21 protein-coding genes are annotated in these 25,033 nt (G+C 69.1%); 13 read left to right on the forward strand and 8 right to left on the reverse strand.

The genetic code is table 11. The annotated features are described in order from the left end of the window. Nucleotides 1–170: 170 nt before the first annotated feature. The gene (locus ACWGKS_RS22795; protein WP_358510367.1) at nt 171–563 is read right to left on the reverse strand and encodes a DUF4190 domain-containing protein; all 393 of its coding nucleotides are present in this window, start codon (nt 561–563) and stop codon (nt 171–173) included. Between the two features lie 296 nt (nt 564–859). Here ACWGKS_RS22795 and purN point away from each other — a divergent pair, with 296 nt between their 5' ends. The 3 genes from purN to ACWGKS_RS22810 are packed head-to-tail and all read left to right on the forward strand — an operon-like array spanning nt 860 to nt 3,903. After that, entirely contained in the window at nt 860–1,471 is a 612-nt protein-coding gene (gene purN / locus ACWGKS_RS22800; protein ID WP_452455356.1) for a phosphoribosylglycinamide formyltransferase, read from the forward strand. Then, nucleotides 1,468–3,033 (forward strand): bifunctional phosphoribosylaminoimidazolecarboxamide formyltransferase/IMP cyclohydrolase, encoded by a 1,566-nt coding sequence (gene purH / locus ACWGKS_RS22805; RefSeq protein ID WP_452455211.1) that lies wholly within the window; start codon nt 1,468–1,470, stop codon nt 3,031–3,033. Before purN ends, purH begins: the two co-directional genes overlap by 4 nt. Before the next feature lie 9 nt (nt 3,034–3,042). Further along, nucleotides 3,043–3,903, forward strand: a complete 861-nt coding sequence (locus ACWGKS_RS22810; protein ID WP_452455212.1) for a bifunctional methylenetetrahydrofolate dehydrogenase/methenyltetrahydrofolate cyclohydrolase — start codon at nt 3,043–3,045, stop codon at nt 3,901–3,903. Between the two features lie 33 nt (nt 3,904–3,936). Here ACWGKS_RS22810 and ACWGKS_RS22815 read toward each other — a convergent pair whose 3' ends face one another. Further along, a complete protein-coding gene (locus ACWGKS_RS22815; RefSeq protein ID WP_452455213.1) occupies nt 3,937–4,539 on the reverse strand; it encodes an FHA domain-containing protein in 603 nt (200 codons plus the stop codon). Nucleotides 4,540–5,064: 525 nt separating this feature from the next. Between ACWGKS_RS22815 and ACWGKS_RS22820 the strand changes: the two genes are divergently transcribed. Both ACWGKS_RS22820 and ACWGKS_RS22825 read left to right on the forward strand, forming a co-directional pair. Continuing rightward, nucleotides 5,065–5,418, forward strand: coding sequence for a DUF3017 domain-containing protein (locus tag ACWGKS_RS22820; RefSeq protein WP_452455214.1), 354 nt, complete (start codon nt 5,065–5,067; stop codon nt 5,416–5,418). A 187-nt stretch (nt 5,419–5,605) separates the two neighbouring features. Then, nucleotides 5,606–6,823 carry an NADP-dependent isocitrate dehydrogenase gene (locus tag ACWGKS_RS22825; RefSeq protein WP_358510352.1) on the forward strand — a complete coding sequence of 406 codons (1,218 nt, stop codon included), beginning with the start codon at nt 5,606–5,608 and terminating at the stop codon, nt 6,821–6,823. Between the two features lie 623 nt (nt 6,824–7,446). Here the strand turns inward: ACWGKS_RS22825 and ACWGKS_RS22830 are convergent. Together ACWGKS_RS22830 and ACWGKS_RS22835 are read right to left on the reverse strand one after the other, a co-directional pair. Continuing rightward, nucleotides 7,447–8,700 carry an LCP family protein gene (locus tag ACWGKS_RS22830; protein ID WP_452523997.1) on the reverse strand — a complete coding sequence of 418 codons (1,254 nt, stop codon included), beginning with the start codon at nt 8,698–8,700 and terminating at the stop codon, nt 7,447–7,449. A gap of 136 nt (nt 8,701–8,836) precedes the next feature. Then, nucleotides 8,837–9,958, reverse strand: coding sequence for a galactokinase family protein (locus ACWGKS_RS22835; RefSeq protein ID WP_452523999.1), 1,122 nt, complete (start codon nt 9,956–9,958; stop codon nt 8,837–8,839). A 196-nt stretch (nt 9,959–10,154) separates the two neighbouring features. Here ACWGKS_RS22835 and ACWGKS_RS22840 point away from each other — a divergent pair, with 196 nt between their 5' ends. The 5 genes from ACWGKS_RS22840 (at nt 10,155) to ACWGKS_RS22860 (ending at nt 15,698) form a co-directional block, all read left to right on the forward strand. Continuing rightward, on the forward strand, nt 10,155–11,288 hold the full coding sequence (locus tag ACWGKS_RS22840) for a YihY/virulence factor BrkB family protein (protein WP_358510343.1): 1,134 nt from the start codon (nt 10,155–10,157) through the stop codon (nt 11,286–11,288). 136 nt (nt 11,289–11,424) lie between these two features. Continuing rightward, nucleotides 11,425–12,597: a glutamate--cysteine ligase gene (locus tag ACWGKS_RS22845; protein ID WP_358510340.1), complete on the forward strand. Its 1,173-nt coding sequence runs from the start codon at nt 11,425–11,427 to the stop codon at nt 12,595–12,597. 30 nt (nt 12,598–12,627) lie between these two features. Next, nucleotides 12,628–13,863 (forward strand): M20 family metallopeptidase, encoded by a 1,236-nt coding sequence (locus tag ACWGKS_RS22850; RefSeq protein ID WP_358510337.1) that lies wholly within the window; start codon nt 12,628–12,630, stop codon nt 13,861–13,863. A 90-nt stretch (nt 13,864–13,953) separates the two neighbouring features. Beyond that, nucleotides 13,954–15,051 (forward strand): adenosine deaminase, encoded by a 1,098-nt coding sequence (locus ACWGKS_RS22855; protein WP_358510335.1) that lies wholly within the window; start codon nt 13,954–13,956, stop codon nt 15,049–15,051. Further along, entirely contained in the window at nt 15,051–15,698 is a 648-nt protein-coding gene (locus ACWGKS_RS22860) for a PH domain-containing protein (RefSeq protein WP_358510332.1), read from the forward strand. The genes ACWGKS_RS22855 and ACWGKS_RS22860 overlap by 1 nt, the downstream gene beginning before the upstream one ends. A 477-nt stretch (nt 15,699–16,175) precedes the next feature. On the opposite strand, the gene ACWGKS_RS22865 is transcribed toward ACWGKS_RS22860, so the two are convergent. Then, nucleotides 16,176–16,994 carry a purine-nucleoside phosphorylase gene (locus ACWGKS_RS22865; RefSeq protein WP_358510329.1) on the reverse strand — a complete coding sequence of 273 codons (819 nt, stop codon included), beginning with the start codon at nt 16,992–16,994 and terminating at the stop codon, nt 16,176–16,178. Nucleotides 16,995–17,346: 352 nt separating this feature from the next. Here ACWGKS_RS22865 and ACWGKS_RS22870 point away from each other — a divergent pair, with 352 nt between their 5' ends. The 3 genes from ACWGKS_RS22870 (at nt 17,347) to ACWGKS_RS22880 (ending at nt 19,825) form a co-directional block, all read left to right on the forward strand. Next, complete coding sequence (locus tag ACWGKS_RS22870) at nt 17,347–18,729, forward strand: NAD(P)H-quinone dehydrogenase (RefSeq protein ID WP_358510326.1); 1,383 nt, start codon at nt 17,347–17,349, stop codon at nt 18,727–18,729. A gap of 99 nt (nt 18,730–18,828) precedes the next feature. After that, nucleotides 18,829–19,161 (forward strand): TFIIB-type zinc ribbon-containing protein, encoded by a 333-nt coding sequence (locus tag ACWGKS_RS22875; protein ID WP_358510323.1) that lies wholly within the window; start codon nt 18,829–18,831, stop codon nt 19,159–19,161. A 19-nt stretch (nt 19,162–19,180) separates the two neighbouring features. Then, the gene (locus ACWGKS_RS22880) at nt 19,181–19,825 is read left to right on the forward strand and encodes an AAA family ATPase (protein WP_452524003.1); all 645 of its coding nucleotides are present in this window, start codon (nt 19,181–19,183) and stop codon (nt 19,823–19,825) included. Nucleotides 19,826–19,887: 62 nt separating this feature from the next. Here the strand turns inward: ACWGKS_RS22880 and ACWGKS_RS22885 are convergent, their stop codons facing one another. The 3 genes from ACWGKS_RS22885 to ACWGKS_RS22895 all read right to left on the reverse strand — a co-directional run bounded on the left by ACWGKS_RS22885 (nt 19,888) and on the right by ACWGKS_RS22895 (nt 24,952). Then, nucleotides 19,888–21,129, reverse strand: a complete 1,242-nt coding sequence (locus ACWGKS_RS22885; protein ID WP_358510464.1) for a chemotaxis protein CheA — start codon at nt 21,127–21,129, stop codon at nt 19,888–19,890. A gap of 203 nt (nt 21,130–21,332) precedes the next feature. Continuing rightward, the gene (locus ACWGKS_RS22890) at nt 21,333–22,772 is read right to left on the reverse strand and encodes a dicarboxylate/amino acid:cation symporter (RefSeq protein WP_358510317.1); all 1,440 of its coding nucleotides are present in this window, start codon (nt 22,770–22,772) and stop codon (nt 21,333–21,335) included. Between the two features lie 422 nt (nt 22,773–23,194). Further along, nucleotides 23,195–24,952, reverse strand: a complete 1,758-nt coding sequence (locus tag ACWGKS_RS22895) for an acetyl/propionyl/methylcrotonyl-CoA carboxylase subunit alpha (RefSeq protein WP_358510314.1) — start codon at nt 24,950–24,952, stop codon at nt 23,195–23,197. Nucleotides 24,953–25,033: the final 81 nt, after the last annotated feature.

The following is a 25,033-nucleotide window of genomic DNA, read 5'->3' on the forward strand; positions in this document are numbered from 1 at the left end:
GAAACAACCCTTTTTCTTGTCGAAGGTGTCCGGAAACTGCTCCGACCAGGGGTGCTCTGTGGGGAGAAGTCGGATGTTCGGCCTATGGGCACACGAAAGGGGCGGCGGGATCATCCCGCCGCCCCTCACCGAACGTGAACGGGCACCCCGCGCGGTGCGGGAGGTCGGAGCTACCCTCCGACGACGACCGGGGGGAGGCCGGTGTCGGACTCCCAGGCCTCGTCGCACGCCTTCTGCGAGGAGACCGTGTGCGCTCGCGCCGCGCAGTCCCGGTACTCGGTGACCTGGTCGTTGTAGATGAACAGGACGGAGAGCATCGACGCGGAGATGACCACACCGACCACGCCGAGGACCATGCTCGACAGGGCCCCCGGGGCCTCGGAACCGTTGGTCCGCGCGGCCCGACGGGCCCGCAGGCCCTGCACCACGCCCATCGCGGACAGCACACCGCTATAGGGCGGGAACAACAGGCCCGCAAGGCCCAGGAACAGACCCCACAGGCCGCCTCGCTCGACCTTCGGAGAACGGTCGTCGGCCTGGGTCTCCGGGCTGTTGTCGGTCACAGGTTCACTCCTTCGGTGGCGCCGATGCAGGTGGGGCGCCGTGGACCACCTCCGCCGGGACGGAGGCGGGGCTCTTCGTGCGCGCGGGGAACTCAAGGTCCGCGTGGGGTAGACGCTACCCGGCCCGATAGGGTGGGAGCGCGGACGGGCCGACTGTGCCCATGCCAGTCGATCATGCCCGGCGTACGCGATTTTTCCGGATGCTGCGCCGTCCCCCGGCGCCCCCGGACGTGGGGACCCGGTGTTCCCACACCGTTCTTCTACACATGAGGGAGAAGCACGCTTTGTCCGCGCGAGTGTTGGTTCTCATATCGGGGACGGGCAGCAACATGGCCGCCCTGATGGAAGCCGCGAAGGACCCCGCCTACGGGGTGGAGATCGTCGCCGTGGGCGCCGACCGTGAAGGAACCCGCGGGGTGGAGGTGGCCGAGGCCGCCGGCGTACCCACGTTCGTGGTGCCCTTCCGTGCCTACGGAGACCGTGCCGAGTGGGACGCTGCCATGTCCGACCGGATCGCCGAGTACGAGCCCGACCTGGTCGTCTCCGCCGGATTCATGCGCATCCTCGGCCCCGCCGTGGTGGGCCGCCACCAAGCGGTCAACATCCACCCGGCCCTGCTCCCCTCCTTCCCCGGCGCGCACGCGGTACGCGACGCGCTCGCGCACGGTGTCCGCGTCACCGGCACCACCATCCACTTCCTCGACGAGGGCGTCGACTCCGGTCCGATCATCGACCAGGTCACGGTGCCCGTCGAGGACGGTGACGACGAGTCCGCCCTCCACGAACGGATCAAGGTCGTGGAGCGGCACATGCTGGTCGACACGGTCGGCCGGCTCGCCCGCGAGGGCTGGACCATCGACGGTAGGCACGTGCGGTTCGGCCGCACCGACACAGAGGAGAACCGGTGACCCGACAGGCCATCAGGCGCGCGTTGATCAGTGTGTACGACAAGACCGGCCTGACGGAGCTGGGCGCCGGCCTGGCCGCTGCCGGGGTGGAGATCGTCTCCACCGGTTCGACCGCGGCCAAGCTCATCGAGGCGGGCGTGGCCGTCACCCCGGTCGAGAACGTCACGGGCTTCCCCGAGATCATGGAGGGGAGGGTCAAGACCCTCCACCCCGCCGTCCACGCCGGACTGCTCGCCGACCAGGGCAACCCCGAGCACGTCGCCAAGATCGACGAGCTGGGCATCGCCCCCTTCGACCTGGTCGTGGTCAACCTCTATCCCTTCTCCGACACGGTCGCCTCGGGCGCCTCCGCGGCCGACTGCATCGAGAAGATCGACATCGGCGGTCCCGCCATGGTCCGCGCCTCCGCCAAGAACCACGGCAGTGTGGCGATCGTGGTCGACCCGACCGCCTACGACACGGTGCTGGAGGCCGTGCGCGACGGCGGGTTCACCCTCGACCGGCGCAAGGCCCTGGCCGGGAAGGCCTTCCAGCACACCGCCGCCTACGACGCGGCGGTCGCCGATTGGTTCGCCTCCACCTACGCCCCCGACGGCCAGGCGACGGAGACCGGCTGGTCGGACTTTCGCGCTTCGGTGTACACCCGCCAGGACACCCTGCGCTACGGGGAGAACCCGCACCAGAAGGCCGCGCTCTACACCGAGGCCGGTGCGAGCGGTGGTCTGGCCGGCGCGGAGCAGTTGCACGGCAAGGCGATGTCGTACAACAACTACGTCGACTCCGACGCCGCCCTGCGCGCCGCCTATGACTTCGAACAGCCGTGCGTGGCCATCATCAAGCACGCCAACCCCTGCGGGATCGCCGTGGGCGTCGACAACGTCGAGGCCCACCGCAAGGCGCACGCCTGCGACCCGGTGTCCGCGTTCGGCGGGGTGATCGCCACCAACCGCGAGGTCGGCGCCGAGCTGGCCGCGCAGATCTCCGAGATCTTCACCGAGGTGGTGGTCGCCCCCGCGTTCACCGACGAGGCCGTCGCCACCCTCTCCAAGAAGAAGAACATCCGCCTGCTGGTCGTCGCCGATCCGGCGCGGGGCCCCCGTCAGGAGACCCGTCAGATCAGCGGTGGCCTGCTGGTCCAGGACACCGACGTCATCGACGCCGAGGGCGATGACCCCTTCACCTGGACCCTGGCCACCGGCACCCCCGCCGACGAGGCCACCCTCGCCGACCTCGCCTTCGCCTGGAAGGCCGTGCGGGCGGTCAAGTCCAACGCGATCCTCCTCGCCGCCGATGGTGCGACCATCGGTGTGGGCATGGGTCAGGTCAACCGGGTCGACTCCGCGCGTTTGGCGGTCACCCGCGCCGCCGACCGGGTCAAGGGTTCGGTCGCGGCCAGTGACGCGTTCTTCCCGTTCGCGGATGGTCTGGAGATCCTCACCGAGGCCGGGGTGAGCGCCGTCGTCCAGCCGGGCGGTTCCGTGCGCGACGCCGAGGTCATCGCCGCCGCCGAGGCCGTGGGGGTCACCATGTACCTCACCGGCACCCGCCACTTCTTCCACTAGGGGAAACACATGAGCGCGATCGTTCTGGACGGAAAGGCCACCGCGAAGGCCATTCGCGAGGAGCTGACGGAGCGGGTGGCGAAGCTGCACGCCAAGGGCGTCACCCCCGGGCTGGGCACCGTCCTGGTCGGCGACGACCCGGGCAGCCACTCCTACGTGCGCGGCAAGCACCGCGACTGCGCGCAGGTGGGCATCGCGAGCATCCGCCGCGACCTGCCCGCCGACGCCACCCAGGAGCAGGTGGAGCAGGCCGTCCACGAGCTCAACGAGGACCCGGCCTGTACCGGTTACATCGTGCAGTTGCCGCTGCCCAAGGGCCTGGACGAGAACCGGGTGCTGGGACTGATCGACCCGGTCAAGGACGCCGACGGCCTCCAACCGGTCAACCTGGGCAAGCTCGTCCTGATGGAGAAGGCCCCGCTGCCGTGCACCCCGCGCGGCATCGTGGAGCTGCTACGCCGCTACGAGGTGCCGATCAAGGGCGCCGAGGTCGTCGTGGTGGGCCGTGGCGTGACCGTGGGCCGCCCCCTCGGCCTGCTGCTGACCCGTCGCTCGGAGAACGCCACCGTCACCCTGTGCCACACCGGCACCCGTGACCTGGGCGAGCACACCCGCAAGGCCGACATCGTCGTCGCCGGCGCGGGTGTGCCCGGGCTCATCACCGCGGACATGGTCAAGCCGGGCGCCGCGGTGCTGGACGTGGGTGTTTCACGCACCGACTCGGGCCTGGTCGGCGACGTGGCCGCGGGCGTGGACGAGGTCGCCGGGCACGTGTCCCCGAACCCGGGCGGCGTGGGCCCGATGACCCGCGCGATGCTGCTGGTCAACGTGGTCGAGGCCGCCGAACGCCAAGCCGTTACCACCGTTTAGCGCCGCCGCCGGCGCTTTGGCCCACCCGTCGCGTCAGCCGGCGCGGCGGGCGTGGCCGACGGGCATCGGTCGGACCAGGCCCAGAGCCACCACCTCGTTGGCCAGGCGGGTGCGTCGGTTCTGTCCCTCCGGGATGCGGAACTTCTGGTAGAGCCGCAGCAGGTGCTGTTTGACCGCGGCCTCGGTGACCACCAGGGCCTCGGCGATGTCGCGCGCGGTGGCCGGGGCCACGAACGCCTCCTCCGAGAGCGCCGGCCTGCACAGGGCGGTGAGCACGTCCAGTTCGCGGCGGGTGAGTTCGGGGGCCGCGCCACGGCGCAGCACCTTGTCGGGGCTCAGCTGTTCCTTGGGCAGACCGCCGATCCGGCAGCGGGCGGTGCCGAAGGTCACCACGTCTCCTTCCTCAAGGACGCGGCGGGCGATGGGGCGCCCGTTGACCCGGGTGCCGTTGCGGGAGAGCCCGAGGTCCACCACGTAGACGTAGGGCCCGCGACGGATCAGTTCGGCGTGCAGCTGGGAGACGCTGCGGTCGTCCAGGCGGATGTCCGCCCCCTCGCCACGGCCGACGGTGGTGACCTCACCGGAGAGCGGACACACCTCTGCGCTCTCCTCGACCCGTAGGTAGGGACCCTCCACGGTGACTCCTCCAGTACCGGCCGTGCGCGGTCGATGCGGATACGAGCGTCGGTGCGGGAGGGGTGATTGTCGGGGGGCGACGGTTCCGTCTACACGTGGTGTGGGCTTCATGGGGGTCCTCGCTCACCGGTGCGCTCATCTCTGGCTGGGTTACCCGACTGGTACGTGTTCTACGCGCTTACTTCGGAGTTAGAGGGATAAGGCCTGGAAATACGGTCTTGTGTCCCCCTCGGAAGTGGGAAACGGTCGTGGTGACTCTCCGAGTGCGCCATGTCCGTATCCGTGAGCCCTGAGGTGTCGGCGGGGACGGAGACTACAATGGGCGCGGTCCCTCCCGGTGCCGGAACCCGTATCTCAACGGGGCCGATCGAAAACGCCAGGAACATGAGCCACGGGGGAGCGTCTTTCCGTTTCGGACAGCGTTCGTCCCGTCTGGTGGCCGGTCCGTGCCAGACACCGGGGGAGGCCGTGAGGACGAGCCGCGCGGCGGCCAGGAAACCCGGAAAGCGAACAGGTCGGAACGCGGTGAACGACGCGGAGCAGGCTGAGGTTGCGGGATCGGACGGGAACGTCCCCGATGACGGAGGTGAGGACACACCAAGGGGGGAGGTGCCGTATTGGCTCTCCCAGGTGCCCTACGCCCTCGTGTTGTCCGCCTTGGCGGCGGGGATCGTGGTCGTCGCCGCGGCCTACTTCAAACGTGGGCCGGCCATCATCGCCGGAGCCCTGTTGCTCGCGGCGACCTTCCGCCTGTTCCTGCCCAAGGACTGGATCGGCCTGCTGGCGGTGCGCCGCCGTTGGGTCGATCTGGCCACATTGGTGGCCCTCGCGGTCCTGCTGATCGTGTTGGCCTGGGTGGCGCCGCAACTCTCCTCATGAGCGTCTAATAAGCTTGATGTCGAGATACCTCGACACCGAAAAAGCACCGCCTCCCCGGGTGGCACGGACACCCGGCGGGATCAGGGGATCGCCGTGTGCGTGTCGGCCCGAACGTCGGTCACGAACCGACGGAGGGCCTCGCGCGACAAGAGGCGGTAGCGAAGACTGAAGGGACAGCCACACAGCCATGGCCAAGATCAAGGTCGAGAACCCCGTAGTCGAGCTCGACGGCGACGAGATGACCCGGATCATCTGGTCCTTCATCAAGGACCGTCTGATCCTGCCGTACCTCGACGTCGACCTGAAGTACTACGACCTGGGCATCGAGGAGCGCGACCGCACCGACGACCAGATCACCGTCGACGCGGCCAACGCGATCAAGGAGCACGGTGTCGGCGTCAAGTGCGCCACCATCACGCCGGACGAGGCCCGGGTCGAGGAGTTCGGCCTGAAGAAGATGTGGCGGTCGCCGAACGGCACCATCCGCAACATCCTCGGCGGCGTCGTCTTCCGCGAGCCCATCATCTGTGAGAACGTGCCGCGGCTGGTGCCGGGCTGGACCAAGCCGGTCATCATCGGCCGTCACGCCCACGGCGACCAGTACAAGGCCACCGACTTCAAGGTGCCCGGCCCCGGCACGGTCACCATGACCTACACCCCGGCCGACGGCAGCCAGCCGGTCGAGTTCGACGTCGCGAACTTCCCCGAGGCGGGCGGTGTCGCGATGGGCATGTACAACTACCGCAAGTCCATCGAGGACTTCGCGCGCGCCAGCCTCAACTACGGCCTGGACCGCAACTACCCGGTCTACATGTCCACCAAGAACACGATCCTCAAGGCCTACGACGGCATGTTCAAGGACGTGTTCGAGGAGATCTTCGAGACGGAGTTCAAGGACAAGTTCGCCGCCGCCGGCCTGACCTATGAGCACCGTTTGATCGACGACATGGTCGCGGCCGCGCTCAAGTGGGAGGGCGGCTACGTCTGGGCGTGCAAGAACTACGACGGTGACGTCCAGTCCGACACCGTCGCCCAGGGCTACGGCTCGCTCGGCCTGATGACCTCGGTGCTGCGCACCGCGGACGGCCGTACCGTCGAGGCCGAGGCCGCCCACGGCACCGTGACCCGGCACTACCGCCAGCACCAGCAGGGCAAGCCCACCTCGACCAACCCGATCGCCTCCATCTTCGCGTGGACCCGTGGTCTGGAGCACCGGGGCAAGCTGGACAACACCCCGAAGGTCATCGAGTTCGCCAACACCCTTGAGGACGTCGTCATCAAGACCGTCGAGGGCGGCCAGATGACCAAGGACCTCGCTCTGCTGGTCGGTTCCGAGCAGGAGTGGCTGACCACCGAGCAGTTCCTCGCCGCGCTGGACGAGAACCTGAGCAAGCGTCTCGGCTAGGCAGGAGCGGAGGGTTCCTCACCAGGGCGTCTTGAGCCGGCGCCCACGCTGAGACACCGCTCACGCCCGGGTGTCCCCAAGGGGGCACCCGGGCTTCGTCGTCTCCGGGGTCGATGCGCGGTGAAATGCCGTTTCCATGGGGTTTCGAGTTCACGCGATCGACGAACTCACCCGGCGTGTTTCCTCTGTTCGGGCCCCATGGAAGTGCCGGTGGTGGGAAGATGGTGGTGTCGAGAGGGAGTTCCCGGCCCTAGTGCGATGTATGACACGTGCATACGATTCGCACCTTTGGCGAACTTTGACTTATGGTGGAGACACGCCGGTGAGAACCGGCAGGCCAGAGCGGGTTTCGAGCCCCTCGGCCACCACGAGCCGACGTGCCGGCCGTGCGCCCGCTGGGGGGTAGGCGCGCACAGTACGGAACGTCACGAAGAAGGGCCCGTCACTCCGGTGACGGGCCCTTCGACTTTCTCCGAAATCCCCCGAACCCCGAAACCCGGAACGGGTTTTCCCCCGAACGGCCCCGGACGCGCACCGGCCCCCGTACCGGCCGTGGAATCGGGGGATTCCCACGACGGTGACGGGAGCCGGGCGCGAGGACGCGACGGTGCCGCCGATCCGGATCAGTCCTGCATGGCCTCCTCGGGGATCGGCTCGCCCTCGTTCATGGCGTCGAACATCAGCTGCGACCGGCCCTCGTCCCACAGCACGACCGAACCCACGCCGTCCAGGGTGGGGGTCTCACCGACCGGCACCGCCGTGGTCTGGGTGCCGCCGCGCATAGCCAGCAGCATCGTCGCCAGGTGACGCAGCTTGTCGCCCTCGTCGACCATGAACGTGTCGGTGCCGGCGAGCACCAGGGGGACGGACTGGAAGGGGTTGAAGAGTGTGGAGGGGGCACTGGCCTCCTGGATCAGCGCGGAGAAGAACTCGCGCTGACGCTGGATCCGGTCCAGGTCGGCGCGGGGGGTGGCTCGGGTACGGACGTAACCCAGCGCGGTACCGCCGTCCATCTCCTGGCAGCCCGCCTCGATGTCCAGGCCCGCCTTCGGGTCCGCCATCGGTTCCTCGGGGCACAGCTCCACGCCGCCGACGGCGTCGACCAGGTCGACGAAGCCGCCCATGCCGATCTCGACGTAGTGGTCGATCCGCACGTTCGAGGCCTGTTCGAAGGCCTGGACCAGGGGAGCGGGACCACCGCAGACCTCCTCACCCTCCTCGTCGGCGCCGCACACCGAGTCGGCGAAGGCCGTGTTGATCTTGTTGTCCGCGTAGCCGGGGATGGGCATCGGGACGTAGGAGTCGCGGGGCACGCTCACGATCGTGGGTTCGCCGTCGCGCGGCACGTACAGGATCATGATGGTGTCGGTGCGGCGGCCCTCGGCGTTGCCGGTGGCCAACTCCTGCATCTGTTCCTCGTCCATGCCCTCGCGGCTGTCGGAGCCCACGATCATGTACGTGGTGCCGCGAGCGCTGTCCGGACGGCCCTCGTAGTCCTGCAGGGCCTCCACGCGTTCCAGCCGCGAGTTCGCCCACAGGTAGAAGCCTCCGGGCACCACCAGCAGCAGGACCAACAGGACGACCAGGGTGTTGCGGAAGCGCTTCTTGCGCTGCTCCTTCGCGCGACGCTGGATGCCGCGGCCGTCGTACTCGCGTCCGCTGCTGTGGGTGCGTCTCTTGCGGGGGCGGTGCGGGGGCACCTGGTCGGCGGGGGGAAGGCGACGGGTCTCGCCCACCACACGCTGCTCGGACTCGCGCGAGCGGTAGAGCTTCTCGAAAGCGTCCGGCTTCTCGGGGTCGCCGGAACGTCGGAACACGCCACCTCTGTTGTGTTCGCCGGTCGAGCCGGGTTCCCCCCGATGTCGTCGGTCAGCCATGGGTTCGCCTATCTGGTCCGCGCCGTGTGTCGCTCTTGATGTCCTATGTCCCTTGTGATCGCTGACAGAGTATTCCGGTTCGCTTCGATCCCGGTTAAGAGTGGAAAGAGGGGGCGACCTCTCCCGGAGATCGGGATCAGGCCACCCTGCGAGCGCCCTCCGAAGGCACGGCCACCCGTACACGGGGTTCGGGACGGCCTCTGCGGCGGAACGCTTCGATCACCCCGTGGGTGACGTCCGCCACCCGATCGGACGGGACCAGGGCGAAGCAGGTTCCCGCCCAGCCGGTCATCCGGGCACCGCGGGCGCCCGCGAGCGCGGCGGCCTCCACGGCCACCTCCACCGCCGGCAGCGGCAGCTCGAACTTGCGCAGGGACAGGTGGGACGAGGACAGGATCGGACCGACCTCGCCGAACCGGTCGGTCCGCAGCAGTCCGACCGCCGCGTTGAGCCGGTGGGTCTCGGTGACGGCGAACTCCACCCGGTCGCGCAGCACGGGGTTCTGGATCCTGCGCAGGGTCGCCCGCAGGTCCTGGATCGCCCGAAGCGGACCCAGGAGTTCCTGGGCCCGGGACAGTTCGGCGGCACGGACCGGCCTGAGGTCGCGCCGGGGGAGTGCGCCGGTGTCGACGACGACCAGGCGCAGGTCGGCCGCGGCCAGGTCGAAGGGGAAGAGCGCGGTGCGGCCGCTGCCCTGGTTCACCCGGACGACCCGACCGGCCTCGGCGTCCAGGCACACGCGCCTGGACACCGGTACCTCCTCGGTCGGGTCGGACCCGGACAGGTCCGCCAGCGCCAGGGTCACGGCGGCGCCCAGCGCCGCGGAGTGTCCGAGGGAGGCGTGCGCGGGTAGATCCGCGCCGAACATCACCCGGATCCCCTGACCGTCGCCCAGCCGGCCACAGGCGCGCGCGGAGGCCGCGACGGCCGCCACCTCACGCGTGGCCCGGTGCCGATCGCTCAGCGGGCCGTTGGGCGTCGCCGTTCGCGTGCGACCGTCGTCGGAAACGTCGATCGCCGCGGTGATCCCCCACGGAAGGGCGACGAACAGGGCGGGCCCTCCGACGGCGGCGTTGTGCTCGCCCATCAACGCCACACGTCCCGGCGCGCGCCAGAGCCCGGAGGGTTCGACACCGAACCACTTCACGAACCCGGCCGTCAGCGCGGTGGGCCCGGGCGCGGCCTCCGGCCACGTCCCGACCGGGCCGCCCTCGCCCGCGCCCAACACCGCGCGCAACCGCGCCCCGGTGACACCCACGTCCCGACCTCCGTCGCCTCCGCTGATCCAGGGTCCAAGTCTGCCGTGCGTTCGGTACCGCCCGGGCGGGGGGTTTTCCCTTGTCGGCCGGGGCAAGGCTAGGGTTGCGAATCCACCGGGGATCACGGGGTCTTCCGTTCGGGCGCCCGAACACGCCAAAGCGCCGGCGGAGGCCCGGCAGGACACAGGGAGGACGATGGCCGGCGTCTTGGATCGGGCCAAGGACATGGCCGGTCGCTACCGGAACATGGCGATGGACGCCTACTGGGGGTTGCGGCACCGATCTCCGGCCTTCGACCACCTGGTGCGGGCCGGCGAGCGTTACACGGACCGCAACGGCAACCAGTTGGCCGGCGCTGTCACCTACTTCGCGTTCCTGTCCTTCTTCCCGCTGTTGGCGTTGGCCTTCGCGGTCGTGGGTTTCCTGGCGGCTCGCCAGGTGGAGCTCACCCACTACCTGGAGGGCGCGCTCGACGAGGTGCTGCCGGGGTTGTCCCGGCAGCTGCCCATGGATCAGATCGCGGACGCCCGTGTGGGCGCGAGTGTGATCGGGGCGCTCGGTCTGCTGTACGCGGGGCTGAACTCGGTCGCGGCGTTGCGCGAGGCGCTGCACTCGATCTGGCTGAAGAGCGTCAAACAGGGCCCCAACGCCGTGCTGCGCAAGCTGGGCGATCTGCTGGTGATGCTCGGGCTCGGCATGGCGTTGCTGTTCACCGTGGCCTTCACCAGCGTCATGCAGACCGCGACGGTCTGGTTGTTGTCCCTGGTGGACCTGGACGAGTCGTTGCCGGCCAACCTCCTGTTGCGGGCCCTGGCGTTGGTGATCGCCATCGCCGTGAACACCTGCCTGTTCCTGCTGGTGTTCACGCTGTTGTCGGGGACGGGGCGGCCGACCCGGATGATGTGGCGGGGCGCTCTGCTGGGCGCGGTCGGGTTCGAGGTGCTCAAGACCCTGGCGGCGACGCTGCTGGCCGGAACGCTCGCCAACCCGGTGTACGCGTCCTTCGCGGTCCTGGTGGGGTTGCTGGTCTGGATCAACCTGGTCATGCGCGTGGTGATGTTCAGCGCGGCGTGGACGGCGACCTGGCTGCCGATACCGCCGCCGTACACGGGTTCGCTGCCGAGCCCGGACGAGACCGGGGTGGATTGGACACGACCGACCCCGGTGCTGCGCCCGAGCGAGAAGGCACTGGCCGAGCGTCGATGGGCCCGTCGGACCCTCGCCTACGGATTGTCGCTGATGGGGGCGGGCGCCACCGCGATCGGAGTGGCTTCGGTAATGCGACGCGGGCGGGATGGGAAGCCCGTGAAAAAGGGTTCCGGCGGGTGATTTCCTCCGTTTATTGGCCCTGAAGTCCGTATGCGCGACGCTTACGGTGGGTAGTCCTCCCGTGTCCCGGTCGAATCGGTGCGCCGGGCTGAGCGGTGAGACGGCCGAAGGGTCGTCCACACCTTGCGGAGGGCAGATGGGAATCGCATTCAAGTCATCCGAACGTGCGACGTTAGGCGTGGAGTGGGAACTCCAGATCGTCGATCGGAACAGTCGCCACCTGCGTCAGGAGGCGCGGGAACTCCTCGCGGAACTCCCGGACCTCAGTGCCGACGCGGCGGTACCCCCGCTGCGCCACGAACTCATGCAGTCCCAGATCGAGGTGGTGACGGGGATCTGCGAGACGGTGGAGGAGGCCAAGCGCGACCTCGCCCGCAACGTCGGCCGGATGCGTGAGGTGCTGGAGCCCCGTGGCGCCGTCCTGACGTGTTCGGGCACGCATCCGATGGACCACTGGCAGGACCAGTCGCTCAGTCCGGGCGAGCGCTACGGCGAGCTGGTGGAGCAGATGCAGTGGTTGGCCCGGCGCATCCTCACCTGTGGCGTTCATGTGCACGTCGGGGTGCGCGGCCAGGAGAAGGCCATTCCGATCGTGAACGCGCTCACGAAGTACATCCCTCATTTTCTTGCTTTGAGTGCTTCGTCCCCATTCTGGGGTGGATATGACACGGGACTGGCCTCCGCGCGGTCCATTGTCTTCGGTGCCCTCCCCACCTCCGGTCCGCCGCCCAACCTCCCTGGTTGGCCGGCTTTCGAGGAATACCTCGAAACCCTTCTCAAGGCAGGTACCATCGCCTCTATCAAGGAAGTGTGGTGGGACATCCGTCCGCACCCGGACTTCGGCACCATCGAGATCCGGATGTTCGACGGGATTCCCACCTTGCGCGAGGTGGGAATGGCCGCCGCTCTCTCCCAGAGCCTGGTGGAGTTGTTCGATCACCAGCTCGACCGCGGGTACGGCTTGCCCAGCCCGCCGTCCTGGGTGGTGAACGACAACAAGTGGCGGGCCACCCGTTACGGACTCGACGCTCGTGTCATCACGGACTCGTACGGAACCACCGTCCCGATCCGGGACGACCTGTACGAGCTGGTCCGCGAGTTGACCCCGGTCGCCGCCCGCCTGGGCTGCGCGGAGGACCTGGACCTGATCTCCGAGATCCTGGACAAGGGCGCCTCCTACGAACGCCAGCGTGCGGTCGTCTCCCAGGGAGGCTCGCTCCAGGACGTCGTGGACCTGCTGGCCGGCGAGTTCGACGCGGACCCCACCCGTGCCACGGTCGGCGTCGGTGACGGAGCCGGCGCACGATAACGACGTGTGAAGTAATAGAGGGGACCCTCCATGCGGGGACGTGACCTGCCGGAACAGTTGACCGCTTTTCTGGCGCGCCATGAACGGGAGCTCACGGGCTTCCGCCGGGACCTGCACATGCACCCGGAGCTCGCGTTCGCCGAGCACCGCACCACGGGTCGTCTCGCCGAACGTCTTCGCGCGGTCGGTCTGGAACCCAAGGAACTGCCCCAGGGCACCGGTCTGATCTGTGACGTCGGTGAGGGCCCCGGCCCCCTGGTCGCCCTTCGCGCCGACATCGACGCCCTCCCCCTGGCGGACGAGAAGGACGTCCCCTACCGCTCCACCGTCCCGGGCGCCGCGCACGCCTGCGGACACGACGTGCACACCACGGTCCTGCTGGCCACGGGGATCTTCCTCGCCCAGCAGGCCCGTGCGGGTGCGCTGCCCGGCCGAGTGCGGCTCCTCTTCCAGCCCGCCGAGGAGCTGCCCGGCGGGGCGGTGGAGGTGGTCAACGCCGGCGGGATGGAGGACGTACAGCGCGTCTTCGCCCTGCACTGCGACCCCCGGCTGATGGTCGGCAGGGTGGGGCTGCGCACGGGTGGCATCACCGCCGCCTGTGACCAACTCCTGGTCCGCCTGTCCGGACCGGGCGGCCACACCGCCCGTCCGCACCTGACCTCCGACCTGGTCTACGCCCTGGGCAAGGTGGTCACCGAACTTCCCGCGGTGCTGTCCCGACGCATCGACCCACGGGCCGGGTTCAGCCTGGTCTGGGGCCGCATCAGCGCCGGTTCGGCCCCCAACGTCATCCCCGACGACGCCGTGGCCGAGGGCACCGTGCGCTGCCTGGACGACGAGGCCTGGCACCAGGCCCCCGACATCGTCAAGGGGCTGGTGGAGTCGGTGGCGTCCGCCTACGGAGCCGACACCGAGGTCACCTACCGTCGTGGAGTGCCGCCCACCATCAACGAGGCCACCAGCGTCGACATCATGCGCGAGGCCGTCACCCTGGCACTGGGCCCCGACGCGGTCGCCCCCACCGCGCAGAGCCTGGGCGGGGAGGACTTCGCCTGGTACCTGGAGCACGCTCCCGGTGCGTTGGCCCGGCTGGGCACCCACTCCCCGGACTGGGACGGTCCCATGCTCGATCTGCATCGGGGCACCTTCGACGTCGACGAGCGCGCCATCGGCGTGGGCACCCGCTTCATGGTCACCACCGCGCTCACCGCGCTGTGGGACATCACCCGCGAGGGCGTGCACGCGGACCGAGAGGCGCTCGCCTGACCAGTACCCGACCGGTGGCTTCTGCCGGATTCTCGGCAACTTCGTGCCGCCCCGTCGGGTGCGCTCACCTCCCAGTGGCATCCTGATGAGATGAATCAGCCACTGACTGTCGAACAGATCCGGAGGGCGCCGAAGGTGCTCCTCCACGACCACCTCGATGGCGGTCTTCGTCCGTCCACGGTGGTGGAACTCGCCCGCGAGACGGGCTACAAGGGACTGCCCACCTACGACGCGGAGGAACTGGGCCACTGGTTCCGGGAGGCCTCCGACTCCGGTTCGCTGGAGCGGTACCTGGAGACCTTCGCCCACACCACGGCGGTCATGCAGACCCGTGAGTCCCTGGTGCGGGTCGCCGCGGAGGCGGCCGAGGACCTGGCCGCCGACGGCGTGGTCTACGCCGAGCAGCGCTACGCTCCCGAACAGCACCTGGAGGCCGGGCTCAGCCTGGAGGAGGTCGTCGAGGCCGTCCAGGAGGGGCTGGACCTGGGGCGCAAGCGTGCGGCCGACGCCGGGAACGACATCCGCACCGGGCAGCTGGTGACCGCGATGCGGCACGCGGCGCGCTCCTCGGAGATCGCCGAGTTGGCGGTCCGCTACCGCGACCAGGGCGTGTCCGGTTTCGACATCGCGGGGGCGGAGGCCGGCAACCCGCCCACCCGACACCTGGACGCGTTCGAGTACCTGCGTCGGGAGAACTTCCACTTCACCATCCACGCCGGTGAGGCGTTCGGGTTGCCCTCCATCTGGGAGGCGCTCCAGTGGTGCGGCTGTGACCGTCTCGGCCATGGCGTGCGCATCATCGACGACATCACCGTCGAGGAGAACGGTGCCCCGCGCCTGGGCCGGTTGGCCCAGTACGTGCGGGACAAGCGGGTGCCGCTGGAGATGTGCCCGAGCTCCAACATCCAGACCGGTGCCGCCGATTCCATCGCCGAACACCCGATCGGGCTGCTGCGCGACCTGCGCTTCCGGGTCACCGTCAACACCGACAACCGGCTCCAGAGCGGCGTCACCCTGTCGGAGGAGTTCGCCAAGCTCAGCGAGGCGTTCGGCTACGGCTGGGACGACTTGCAGTGGTTCACGGTCAACGCCATGAAGTCGGCGTTCCTGCCCTTCGACGAGCGGTTGTCGCTGATCAACGGGATCATCAAGCCGGGGTTCGCGCAGTTGAAGTGGGCGACGAACTGATGACATCGGGTAGAGACGGCGCCCGGGGCGCCACCGTCACCCACGCCTCCACCTCCTCTCGGGTGATGGCGATCGTGTGGATCGTCATCGCGGCCCTGCTGTTGGTGGACCTGGTGCTGCGGGGCAGCGACCGGATGGCCTGGATCGCCGGTTCGGTCCTGCTGCTGACCGTCGCGTGCGTCTACCTGGCCTGGCTGCGCCCTCGGGTGGTCTCCACCCCACGGGGGATCAGGATGGTCAACCCGTTGCGGGAGACGTTCGTGCCCTGGGCGTCCGTGGTGTGGGTGGACGTCGTGGACGTGCTGCGGGTGCACACGCCCGAGGGCGAGTTCCGTTCCTGGCCGCTGCGGGAGACCAAGCGGGCCAAGGTCCGGGAGAACCTGCGCCGGGACTCCGGCTACCTGGATTCGGGCGAGGACGAGGATCCCACCAAGATGCGCCCGGTGGAACTGATCGCGCGGGACCTGCGCCAGGACGCCGAGCGGTACAAGGCGCGTCCGCTGCCCGGACCCATCAAGGTGGTCGCCGAGGAGGGCCCCGCCGCGTTGGGCGCCGAGGACCGACCGCAGACGATGGTCCCCTTGGAGGTGATCGTGGTCGGGGTGGCCGCCGTGGTGCAGCTCGTGGCGGTCCTGCTGCTGACCTGAGTCACGCTTTCCCCGGATCGAACCCGGTCCCCGCACGGCGGGCGGCCGGGTTCCGTCTTCGCCGAATTCGGGGTTGACGCGCACCTGGAAGTTCTGGTTAGGTTAGGCATGCCTAAGGGAGAGTGTTCCGGGTGGGCGGGCTTCGCGCGGATGGCCACCCACCCGGACCTTCTTTCCAAGGCACGCGCGCGGTTCAACCGAATAATGGGAAGTAAGAGGTGTCGCTCGTCGCGAGTCCAACGGGGTCTGCGGGGATCCCGCGCGGCGGCACACCGGGGAAAGCACCACCTCCGACCGGAACCAAGGTCGGTACCGTCCACCCCATGGCCTCGGGGTGTACGCTCGCCACGCCGGTACCGACCACGTCGGTTCCGGTCGGAGGTGCCCTGAATCCCACCTCTGGTATGAGGCGCGAAACGAGAGGGCCCGGTCACGACCGGGCCTTTCCCATGTTCGGCGTCTCGTGTTCGGCGGGGTTCAGAAGGAGGTCAGGACGCGGTTGATGAGTTCGCCGAGGCGGTGGGAGCGCCGCTCGACGATCTCCAGCGCCCTCCCCTCCTCGAACGGCTCGAACACCGCGCCGGCCGCGTCGTTGCTGACGATGGTCAACCCGAGGACCTCGGCGCCCATCTCCACGGCCGCGACGGTCTCCAGGGCGATCGACCGCCCCACCACGTCCGCGCCCGCCTGACGCAGGATCTTGAGTTCGGCCGGGGTCTGTAGCTGCGGACCCGAGGTCGCCACGTACACGCCTTCGGGCAGTGACGCGTCCACTTCGCGGGCGATCTCGCGCAGTCGCGTGCTGTAGGCCGCGCTCATGTCCACGAAGTCGGGGCCCACCAGGGGCGACCGCGCGGTCAGGTTGATGTGGTCGCGCAGGATCACCGGTTGCCCGGGCGCGAAGTCGGTGCGCAGGGAACCGGATGATCCGGTGAGCACGACCACCTCGGCGCCGGCGGCGATGCCGGTGCGCACGGCGTGCGCGACCGTCATCGCGTCGTGCCCCTCGTACATGTGCACCCGCCCCATGAACGCGACCACGCGCTTGTCGCCCACCCACATGCTGCGGACGCGTCCGCTGTGTCCCTCGGCGGTGGGTTCGACGAACCCGGGTAGTTCGACGGCGTCGAACTCGATGTCCGCCGAACCCAGGGTGTCGACCGCTCCGGTCCAGCCGGAGCCGAGCACCACCAGGGCGTCGAAACTGTCGGCGCCGGCCCGGGTGAGCAGCTCCTTGGCCGCCTCCGTCGCCAGCGCCTTCGCGTCACCGGTCGTCCGTTGCTCTGATTCACTCACAAGTCGGATGCTATCGCTGGGTCATCACATAACTCCGGAACGCAACGCTCTGTGGTGGTGTCGGCCTGGTGGGCGTTCTGAGTCGGAACGGAGGCGAACGAATCGGTCACCGTTGGTGAACTCCCCTGGTGCCCACGGGTGGTGTTCGTCGCATCCGGGCAGGTCGTGGGTTCGGACACGAGGGGCCACCTGCGTGCGGGGCGGTGACGTGCGGGGCGCCTGCGGTTTTCGGCGGTCCGTATGGCCGACAATGGAGGAAAGCGATAAATCCTAGTGGTGGCCTGTCGTGCCCGAATGTCCACCCGGACCGGGAACGGGCATGGCGCATCACCGGCAGAGGGAGTGAGGCAGCGTGACGAAGGTCGTGATCATCGGTGGCGGGCCCGGGGGCTACGAGGCGGCATTGGTCGCAGCGCAGCTCGGCGCGGACGTGACGGTGGTGGAACGCGACGGCATCGGCGGCGCCTGCGTCCTCACCGACTGCGTTCCCTCCAAGAGCCTCATCGCCACCTCCACCCGTACGACCTATGTACGCGAGTCGTCGTTCCTGGGCATCAACATCCCCGAGGTCGCGGAGGGCGAGCAGGCGGTCGAGGTCGACATCCGGCACGTGAACGGTCGGATCAAGCGCCTGGCCCGGGCCCAGTCCGAGGACACCCGAGCGCGCCTGGTCAAGGAGGGGGTCGACGTCCTGGTCGGCGAGGCCCGCCTGGTCGACCCGCACATCGTGGCCGTCGGCGACCAGCGCATCCGCGCCGACGTCATCCTGCTGGCCACGGGAGCCCACCCCCGTGAGCTGCCCACCGCGGTGCCGGACGGGGAACGCATCCTCACGTGGCGCCACCTCTACGACCTGGAGGAACTTCCCGAGCGGCTCATCGTGGTCGGTTCCGGTGTCACCGGGGCCGAGTTCGCCAGTGCTTACCAGGCGCTGGGCTCCGACGTCACCCTCGTCTCCTCGCGCAAGCTGGTCATGCCCACCCAGGACTCCGACGCCGCCCAGGTGTTGGAGGGCGTCTTCGCCCGCCGTGGCATGACGGTCCTCAGCCAGACCCGCGCCGAGTCGGTGGTACGCACCGAGGACGGCGTACGCGTCACCCTCTCCGACGGTCGCACGGTCGACGGCAGCCACTGCCTCATGACCGTCGGCATGATCCCCAACACCGACGGACTGGGCCTGCAGGAGGCCGGGGTCGGTCTTGGCGACGGCGGCTTCGTCGAGGTGGACCGGGTCTCCCGCACCACCGTCCCCGGTGTCTACGCCGCCGGTGACTGCACCGGCGTGAACATGCTGGCGTCCGTCGCCGCGATGCAGGGACGCATCGCGATGTGGCACGCCCTGGGCGAGGCCGTGGCCCCGCTCCAGCTGTCCACCGTCGCCTCCACCGTGTTCACCCACCCCGAACTGGCCGCGGTGGGCATCAGCGAGGACGACATCCGCAGTGGTCGGGTGGACGGCCGGATCGTGACCCTGCCGCTCAACACCAACCCGCGCGCCAAGATGACCCAGGTCAAGGAGGGCTTCGTCAAGCTCATCTGTCGTCAGCACACCGGCATCGTCCTGGGCGGCGTCATCGTGGGCCCGCGCGCCAGTGAGCTCATCCTGGGTGTGTCGATAGCGGTCCAGCAGCGCCTGACCGTGGACGACATCGCGCACACCTTCTCCGTGTACCCGTCGCTGTCCGGCAGCGTCACCGAGGCGGCCCGCTCCCTCATGCTGGCCTCGCCCGAGTAACCGCGGAACCCGCCCGCCGTGTGGATCTGTGCAGGACACACGGCGGGTTCCGGTCAGGTCTTTAACCGTTTTTGACGGGAATCCTCCTAGCCTTCGGGCGTGATCTGCCCGAAATGCCAAAGTCCAATGCGCACCTTCGACCGTCAAGGCGTCCATATCGACCGCTGCGACGGTTGTCAGGGCATCTTCCTCGACCGGGGTGAACTGGAGCGCATCGTCACCGCCGAAGAGCGCCATTACGGCATCACGCCGTCCGCTCCGACCATGCCACCGCCCCCGGACCCCTACAGCCCGAGCCGCGGCCGAGGTGCCTACCCCGACTCTCCGGGTGGTTACCGACCGGACTCCCCACGTGGATACCGCGGCTACCGTGACTCGCCCCGGCCCTACCGCCGTCGGCGCAAGGGTTTCCTGGAACAGCTCTTCGACTGATCCGGGTGGTGAGTCGACCATGCACCCCTTGATCTGCGGACACTGCGGCGATTGGGATCCCGAGCCGGACACGAGCGCGGGACCGCATCTGCTGCGTTGTGCCTCCTGCGGGCACACCCGGCCCTTCCAGCGGTTGCCGTTGCTGTGCGTGGCCGGGCCCAGCGGGACCGGGAAGTCCACCGTGGCCCGTGCCCTGCTGACCGGGTTGAGCGACCGTTTCGTCGTCCTCGAACAGGACCTGCTGTGGGTGGGCGGCCTACGGGACCCCGCCGACGACCACCGTCTGTTCCGTTCCACCTGGCTGCGTACCGCCGCCATGGTGCAACAGAGCGGGCGGCCCGTCGTGCTGTGCGGGACGGTGGCGCCACCGGAGTTGGAGTACCTGCCCGAGCGGGCCCTGTTCGACGGGGTGCACTACCTGGTGCTCACCTGCGACCCGCAGGTCCTCGCCCGTCGGCTGCTGTCCCGACCGGCCTGGCGGGACTGGGACCGGGAACGTGTCGACGAGACCCTGGAGTACCAGGAGTGGCTGGTGGCCGAGGCCGACCGGCTCGAAGCGCCGCTGACCCTGCTGGACACCACGGGTACGCCCCCGGCGCAGACCGCCGAGGCGGTGCGCCGGTGGGTGCTCGAACGGGCGGAGACGTTCGTTCCCGCCGAGTGAGACGACGAAGGGCCCCGGGAACGGTGTGAACCGTTCCCGGGGCCCTCGTTCGTCGTCAGGCGTCAGAAGTCGAAGCCGCCGAAGTCCCCGAAGTCGCCACCGCCGTCGAAGTCGCCGCCACCGAGGTCGCCACCGGCGTCCTCCATGCCCGCGCCCATCATCCCGGCGCCCATCATCGACCCCATCATGGAGCCCATCATCATGCCGGTGAACATGCCCATCATCATGTTCATGCCGAAGTAGCCGCCCGCGTAGGGGGCGTAGGCCGGACCGGCTTCGTAGTAGGGACGACGGTCACCGTCGACCTCCACCATGCGCACGTCCGGCTGTCCTCCGGTGCGCACCGCCTGGGCGCACACGGGGCACGCGGTGACCGAACGGGGAGAGCCACCGGGCGGTGCCCAGGTGACGTCCTCGCTGGACGGGCCGTGCTGTGGGTTGAAGAAGCAGGGGCCGCGTCGCGCGGGTACCGGGTCGCCGTTCATCCGGGCCCGGGTGGCCGTCATGTAGTACCGGCCGTCCTCCAAAGCGCCGGTGACCGCCTTGATCTGCTCCGGCTCCTGGATGGTGTCCAGCAGCGACTTGGCCTGGTCGTAGGAGTCCATGGCCCGCGAGTAGTCGTTGCGGGTCGCTTCGTCCACCGCCGAGAGGTCGATCTCCAGTCGGGCGACGTCCTCGCCGAGGCGTACGACGTCCTCGGTGGCCATCTGCTTGATCTCCTGGAGCTGCTTGGCCTTCTCGGCCTCGCGCTTTTGCCGGCTCTTGTACACGTACCAGCCGCCGGCCGCGACGACCAGTGCGAGGATGACCAGCATCACCAGACCGGAACCGCCACCTCCGGGCGCCTCGGCCGGGGCCTCGGTGGTCTCCACGGCCTGTGGCACCGCGGCGAGGGTGTCGATCTGGTTGCCGCCATCGTTGAGCGCGGTCTCCCGGATCGCCTCGGTGTCGTCCAGGTTCGGGGAGGTCACGTAGAAGTGGTCGCTACCGCCCAGGATCCCGTAGGCGCCGTCACCGACCTCGGACATGACGGGGGCCATGAGCGTGTTGACCCCGGCCTCGGAAGTGGCGGCCTCGAAGGGCAGGATCACGTAGTAGACGGGGGAGTCCGCGGCCTCTGCCGCGGCTTCCAGGGCTCCCTCGTCGGCGGTGGAGATCTGCTCGATGGACGGGTCGATGAAGACACCGTCGCCCTCCAGCTCCTCGACGATCTCCTGGGTGGTGGGTGCCTCGATCTCGGTGTCAGCCGCGGCGGGCATCGCCGCCGCGGTCATCACCGCCGCCGCGAGTCCGGCGGTCAGCACTGTGGTTCTTACCAAGCGGTGCGACATTTCGTTCCTCTCGCCTCCCTTATCCACGGTGACGAACAGGAGACCCGCTCAGTTCCCGAAGACGGGCCGATGTGCGCGGTTTCTCCATCGAGGTCGCCAGGTCACACGGGTACCCGACGCGAAGAGGCCCGTCGGAACACTTCCGACGGGCCTCTTGATCGGTTCGTGCGCGAGGGCTAGCTCTTCGCGCTCGTACCGGCGGTGGCGCGTTCGGCCTCGGGGTCGCGCTCCTCCGCCTCGGCGGACCGCTCCTCGGCGGACAGGGTGCCCGGCTCGTCCAGCGGGACGAAGCCGGTGGAACCCCGGGGGGCGTTGTAGCGGACAAGGTCGAGGATGCCCTCGCGCTTGGAGACGACGGCCGGGATCAGGGCCTGACCGGCGACGTTGGTCGCGGTGCGCCCCATGTCCAGGATCGGGTCGACGGCCAGCAGCAGACCCACGCCCTCCAGGGGCAGGCCCACCGTGGACAGGGTCAGGGTGAGCATGACCGTGGCGCCGGTGGTGCCCGCGGTCGCGGCCGAACCGATGACCGAGACGAACACGATCAGCAGGTAGTCGGTGAACGCCAGATCGATCCCGAAGAACTGGGCGACGAAGATCGCCGAGATCGCCGGGTAGATCGCGGCGCAACCGTCCATCTTGGTGGTCGCGCCGAACGGCACCGCGAACGCCGAGTAGTAGCGGGGCACGCCCAGGTTCTGCTCGGTGACCCGCTGGGTGACGGGCATGGTGCCCATCGAGGAGCGGGACACGAAGCCCAGCTGGACCGCGGGCCACACTCCGGAGAAGTACTTGGCGGGCGAGAGCCCGTTGACCAGGGCGACCAGCGGGTAGACGACGAACAGCACCAGCGCCAGGCCGACGTAGATGGTGATCGTGAACTTGCCGAGTGCGCCGATGGTGGTCCAGCCGTAGCTGTAGACGGCGTTGCCCAGCAGACCCACGGTGCCGATCGGGGCCAGGCGGATGACCCACCACAGCGCCTTGAGCACGACCTGCAGGGTCGACTCGGTGAAGTTGATGAAGGGCTCGGCCGGCTTGCCGACCTTGATGGCGGCGATGCCCAGCACGACCGCGATGACGATCAGCTGCAGGGCGTTGAAGCTGAGGGAGGTGCTCAGGTCGTCGGCGTTGGTCTCGGCGGCCAGACCCAGGAAGTTGGCCGGCACCAGGCTCTCGATGAACGCGAGCCAGGAACCGTGGCTGGACGGTTCGGCCAGGTTGGAGTCGTCCACGGCGCTGTTGAGGCCGGGACGGATCGCCAGCCCGAGGGCGATGGCGATGGCGACCGAGACCAGCGCGGTGATCGCGAACCACAGAAGGGTCTTCCAGGCCAGACGCGCGGCGTTGGTGACGTTGCGCAGGTTGGCGATGGAGGAGATGACGGCGAGGACGATCAGCGGCGGCACGATCGTGCGCAGCAGGGTGACGAAGGTGCTGCCGATGGTCTCCAGGGTGGTGGCGAGCCAGTTCGGCTCACCGTCGCCCACCGGTCCGATCTGGAGGGCGACCACACCGAGGGCGAGGCCGAGGACGAGGCCGAGGAGGACCTGGACTCCGAAGGACGGAAGCGGAAAGCGCCGCCTCTGCTTGACCTGGTCGGTCTGAGTGGACACGGAAGTGGCTCCAAGCGAGATGCCGGAACGAGGGCACGCCATGGTGTGCGGGCGTACGAGGACTCCGGCTAGGGGAAACGGGTGGGTGTCACCGGAAAGGATGGTGACGACGGGGAAGGCGTGGCGGCGCGCAGCCCGGACGGGCGCGCGTGGACCTAGCTACACGCGTGGCTGGCGAAGCGGCACAGGTCGATGTGCCACCTTCGTGTCAGTCCCCAGATGTTCGTCACGATCGAGAACACTAGTCCGGTTTCCTTATGTTTTCCATACGCCCTCGAACGATTTCTGTCGCACCTCGACCCGGAAGCCTTGCTGTGCTGGATCTTCCCGCTTTCGAGGGCGATGAGGATCACCCCGAAGGGCCCGGACGGCGCAGGGGCGCCGCGGGACCCGCCCGCGACGCCCCTGGAACGAACCGACGCTCAGGCGTCCTTGATCTCGCAGATGATGGCGCCGTTGCCCACGGTCTCGCCCGGGGCGACCTTCAACCCGGTCACCGCACCGGCCTTGTGCGCGCTCAACGGCTGCTCCATCTTCATGGCCTCGATGACCACCACCGTGTCACCCTCGGCGACCTGGGCGCCCTCCTCGGCCACGACCTTGACCACGGTGCCCTGCATCGGTGAGACCAACGCGTCACCACTGACCACCGCCGCGCCGCCGCCCTTACGGGGGGCGCGCTTCCTCCTGCCATCGGTGGCGGGGGCGGCGGCCACGCCCAGGGAAGCGGGCAGGACCACCTCCACGCGCTTACCGCCGACCTCCACGGTCACGGTCTCCCGCTCGGCCGGCTCGGCGGAACCCGCCTCGCCCTCCCACGGGGTGATCGTGTTCTCGAACTCGGTCTCGATCCAGCGGGTGTAGACCCCGAACTCCTGGTCGGGGTCGGCGGGGGCGAACGCCTCGTCGGTCACCACGGCCTGGTGGAAGGGGATCACGGTGGGCATCCCACCGACGGTGAACTCGGCCAACGCCCGCCTGGAGCGCTGCAACGCCTCGGCGCGGGTGCGGCCGGTCACGATCAGCTTGGCCACCATCGAGTCGAAGGCCTGCGGGACGGTGAACCCGGCCTCGCAACCGGTGTCCACCCGCACCCCCGGGCCGGTGGGCAGGGACAGCTCGGTGATGGTGCCCGGGGCCGGCATGAAGCCCCGGCCCGGGTCCTCGGCGTTGATCCGAAACTCCAAGGAGTGGCCGCGCACGGCCGGGTCGTCATAACCCAGTTCCTCGCCGTCGGCGACGCGGAACATCTCCCGCACCAGGTCGATACCGGTCACCTCTTCGGTGACGGGGTGCTCGACCTGCAGACGGGTGTTGACCTCCAGGAAGGAGATGGTGCCGTCGACACCGACCAGGAACTCACAGGTGCCCGCGCCCACGTACCCGGCCTCCTTGAGGATGGCCTTGGAGGAGGCGTACAGGCGTTCCATCTGATCCTGATCGAGGAACGGCGCGGGGGCCTCCTCCACCAGTTTCTGGTGGCGGCGCTGCAGCGAGCAGTCGCGGGTGGAGACCACCACGACGTTGCCGTGGGCGTCGGCCAGACACTGGGTCTCCACGTGCCGGGGCTTGTCCAGGTAGCGCTCCACGAAGCACTCACCACGCCCGAACGCCGTCACCGCCTCGCGCACGGCCGACTCGTAGGCGTCGGGGACCTCTTCCAGGGTGTAGGCCACCTTCAGTCCGCGCCCGCCACCGCCGAAGGCGGCCTTGATCGCGATCGGCAGCCCGTGCTCTCGGGCGAAGGCCACGACCTCCTCGGCCGAGGTGACCGGGTCGGGGGTGCCGGCCACCAGAGGGGCGCCGACCTTCTGCGCGATGTGGCGGGCCTGGACCTTGTCGCCCAGCGCGGTGATCGCCGCCGGGGGCGGACCGATCCAGGTCAGGCCGGCGTCGATGACGGCCTGGGCGAACTCGGCGTTCTCGGCCAGGAACCCGTATCCGGGGTGCACGGCGTCGGCGCCGGCGGTGGCGGCGATGGCCAGGAGTTTGTCGATGGCCAGGTAGGAGTCGGCCGGGGTGGACCCGCCCAACGAGTGGGCCTGGTCGGCGATCTTGACGTGCAGGGCGTCCAGGTCGGGTTCGGCGTAGACGGCCACGCTCTCGATGCCGGCGTCACGGCAGGCGCGGGCGATGCGTACGGCGATCTCACCACGATTGGCGATCAGTACTTTGCGCACGATGGGAAAACCTCCAGCTGGGGCGCGGAGCGGATCACGCGCCGACCGCTCAACGAAGAGTCTAGGGAACGAAGGAGCACG

The organism is Nocardiopsis sp. NPDC055879 (assembly GCF_053615935.1).

What these genes read in the sequence shown, in the direction of transcription:
- ACWGKS_RS22855 (WP_358510335.1), top strand. Translation starts at nt 13,954, where the DNA reads ATGAATCAGCCACTGACTGTCGAACAGATCCGGAGGGCGCCGAAGGTG.
- ACWGKS_RS22810 (WP_452455212.1), top strand. Translation starts at nt 3,043, where the DNA reads ATGAGCGCGATCGTTCTGGACGGAAAGGCCACCGCGAAGGCCATTCGC.
- ACWGKS_RS22850 (WP_358510337.1), top strand. Translation starts at nt 12,628, where the DNA reads ATGCGGGGACGTGACCTGCCGGAACAGTTGACCGCTTTTCTGGCGCGC.
- ACWGKS_RS22845 (WP_358510340.1), top strand. Translation starts at nt 11,425, where the DNA reads ATGGGAATCGCATTCAAGTCATCCGAACGTGCGACGTTAGGCGTGGAG.
- ACWGKS_RS22825 (WP_358510352.1), top strand. Translation starts at nt 5,606, where the DNA reads ATGGCCAAGATCAAGGTCGAGAACCCCGTAGTCGAGCTCGACGGCGAC.
- ACWGKS_RS22830 (WP_452523997.1), bottom strand. Translation starts at nt 8,700, where the DNA reads ATGGCTGACCGACGACATCGGGGGGAACCCGGCTCGACCGGCGAACAC.
- ACWGKS_RS22880 (WP_452524003.1), top strand. Translation starts at nt 19,181, where the DNA reads ATGCACCCCTTGATCTGCGGACACTGCGGCGATTGGGATCCCGAGCCG.
- ACWGKS_RS22860 (WP_358510332.1), top strand. Translation starts at nt 15,051, where the DNA reads ATGACATCGGGTAGAGACGGCGCCCGGGGCGCCACCGTCACCCACGCC.
- ACWGKS_RS22840 (WP_358510343.1), top strand. Translation starts at nt 10,155, where the DNA reads ATGGCCGGCGTCTTGGATCGGGCCAAGGACATGGCCGGTCGCTACCGG.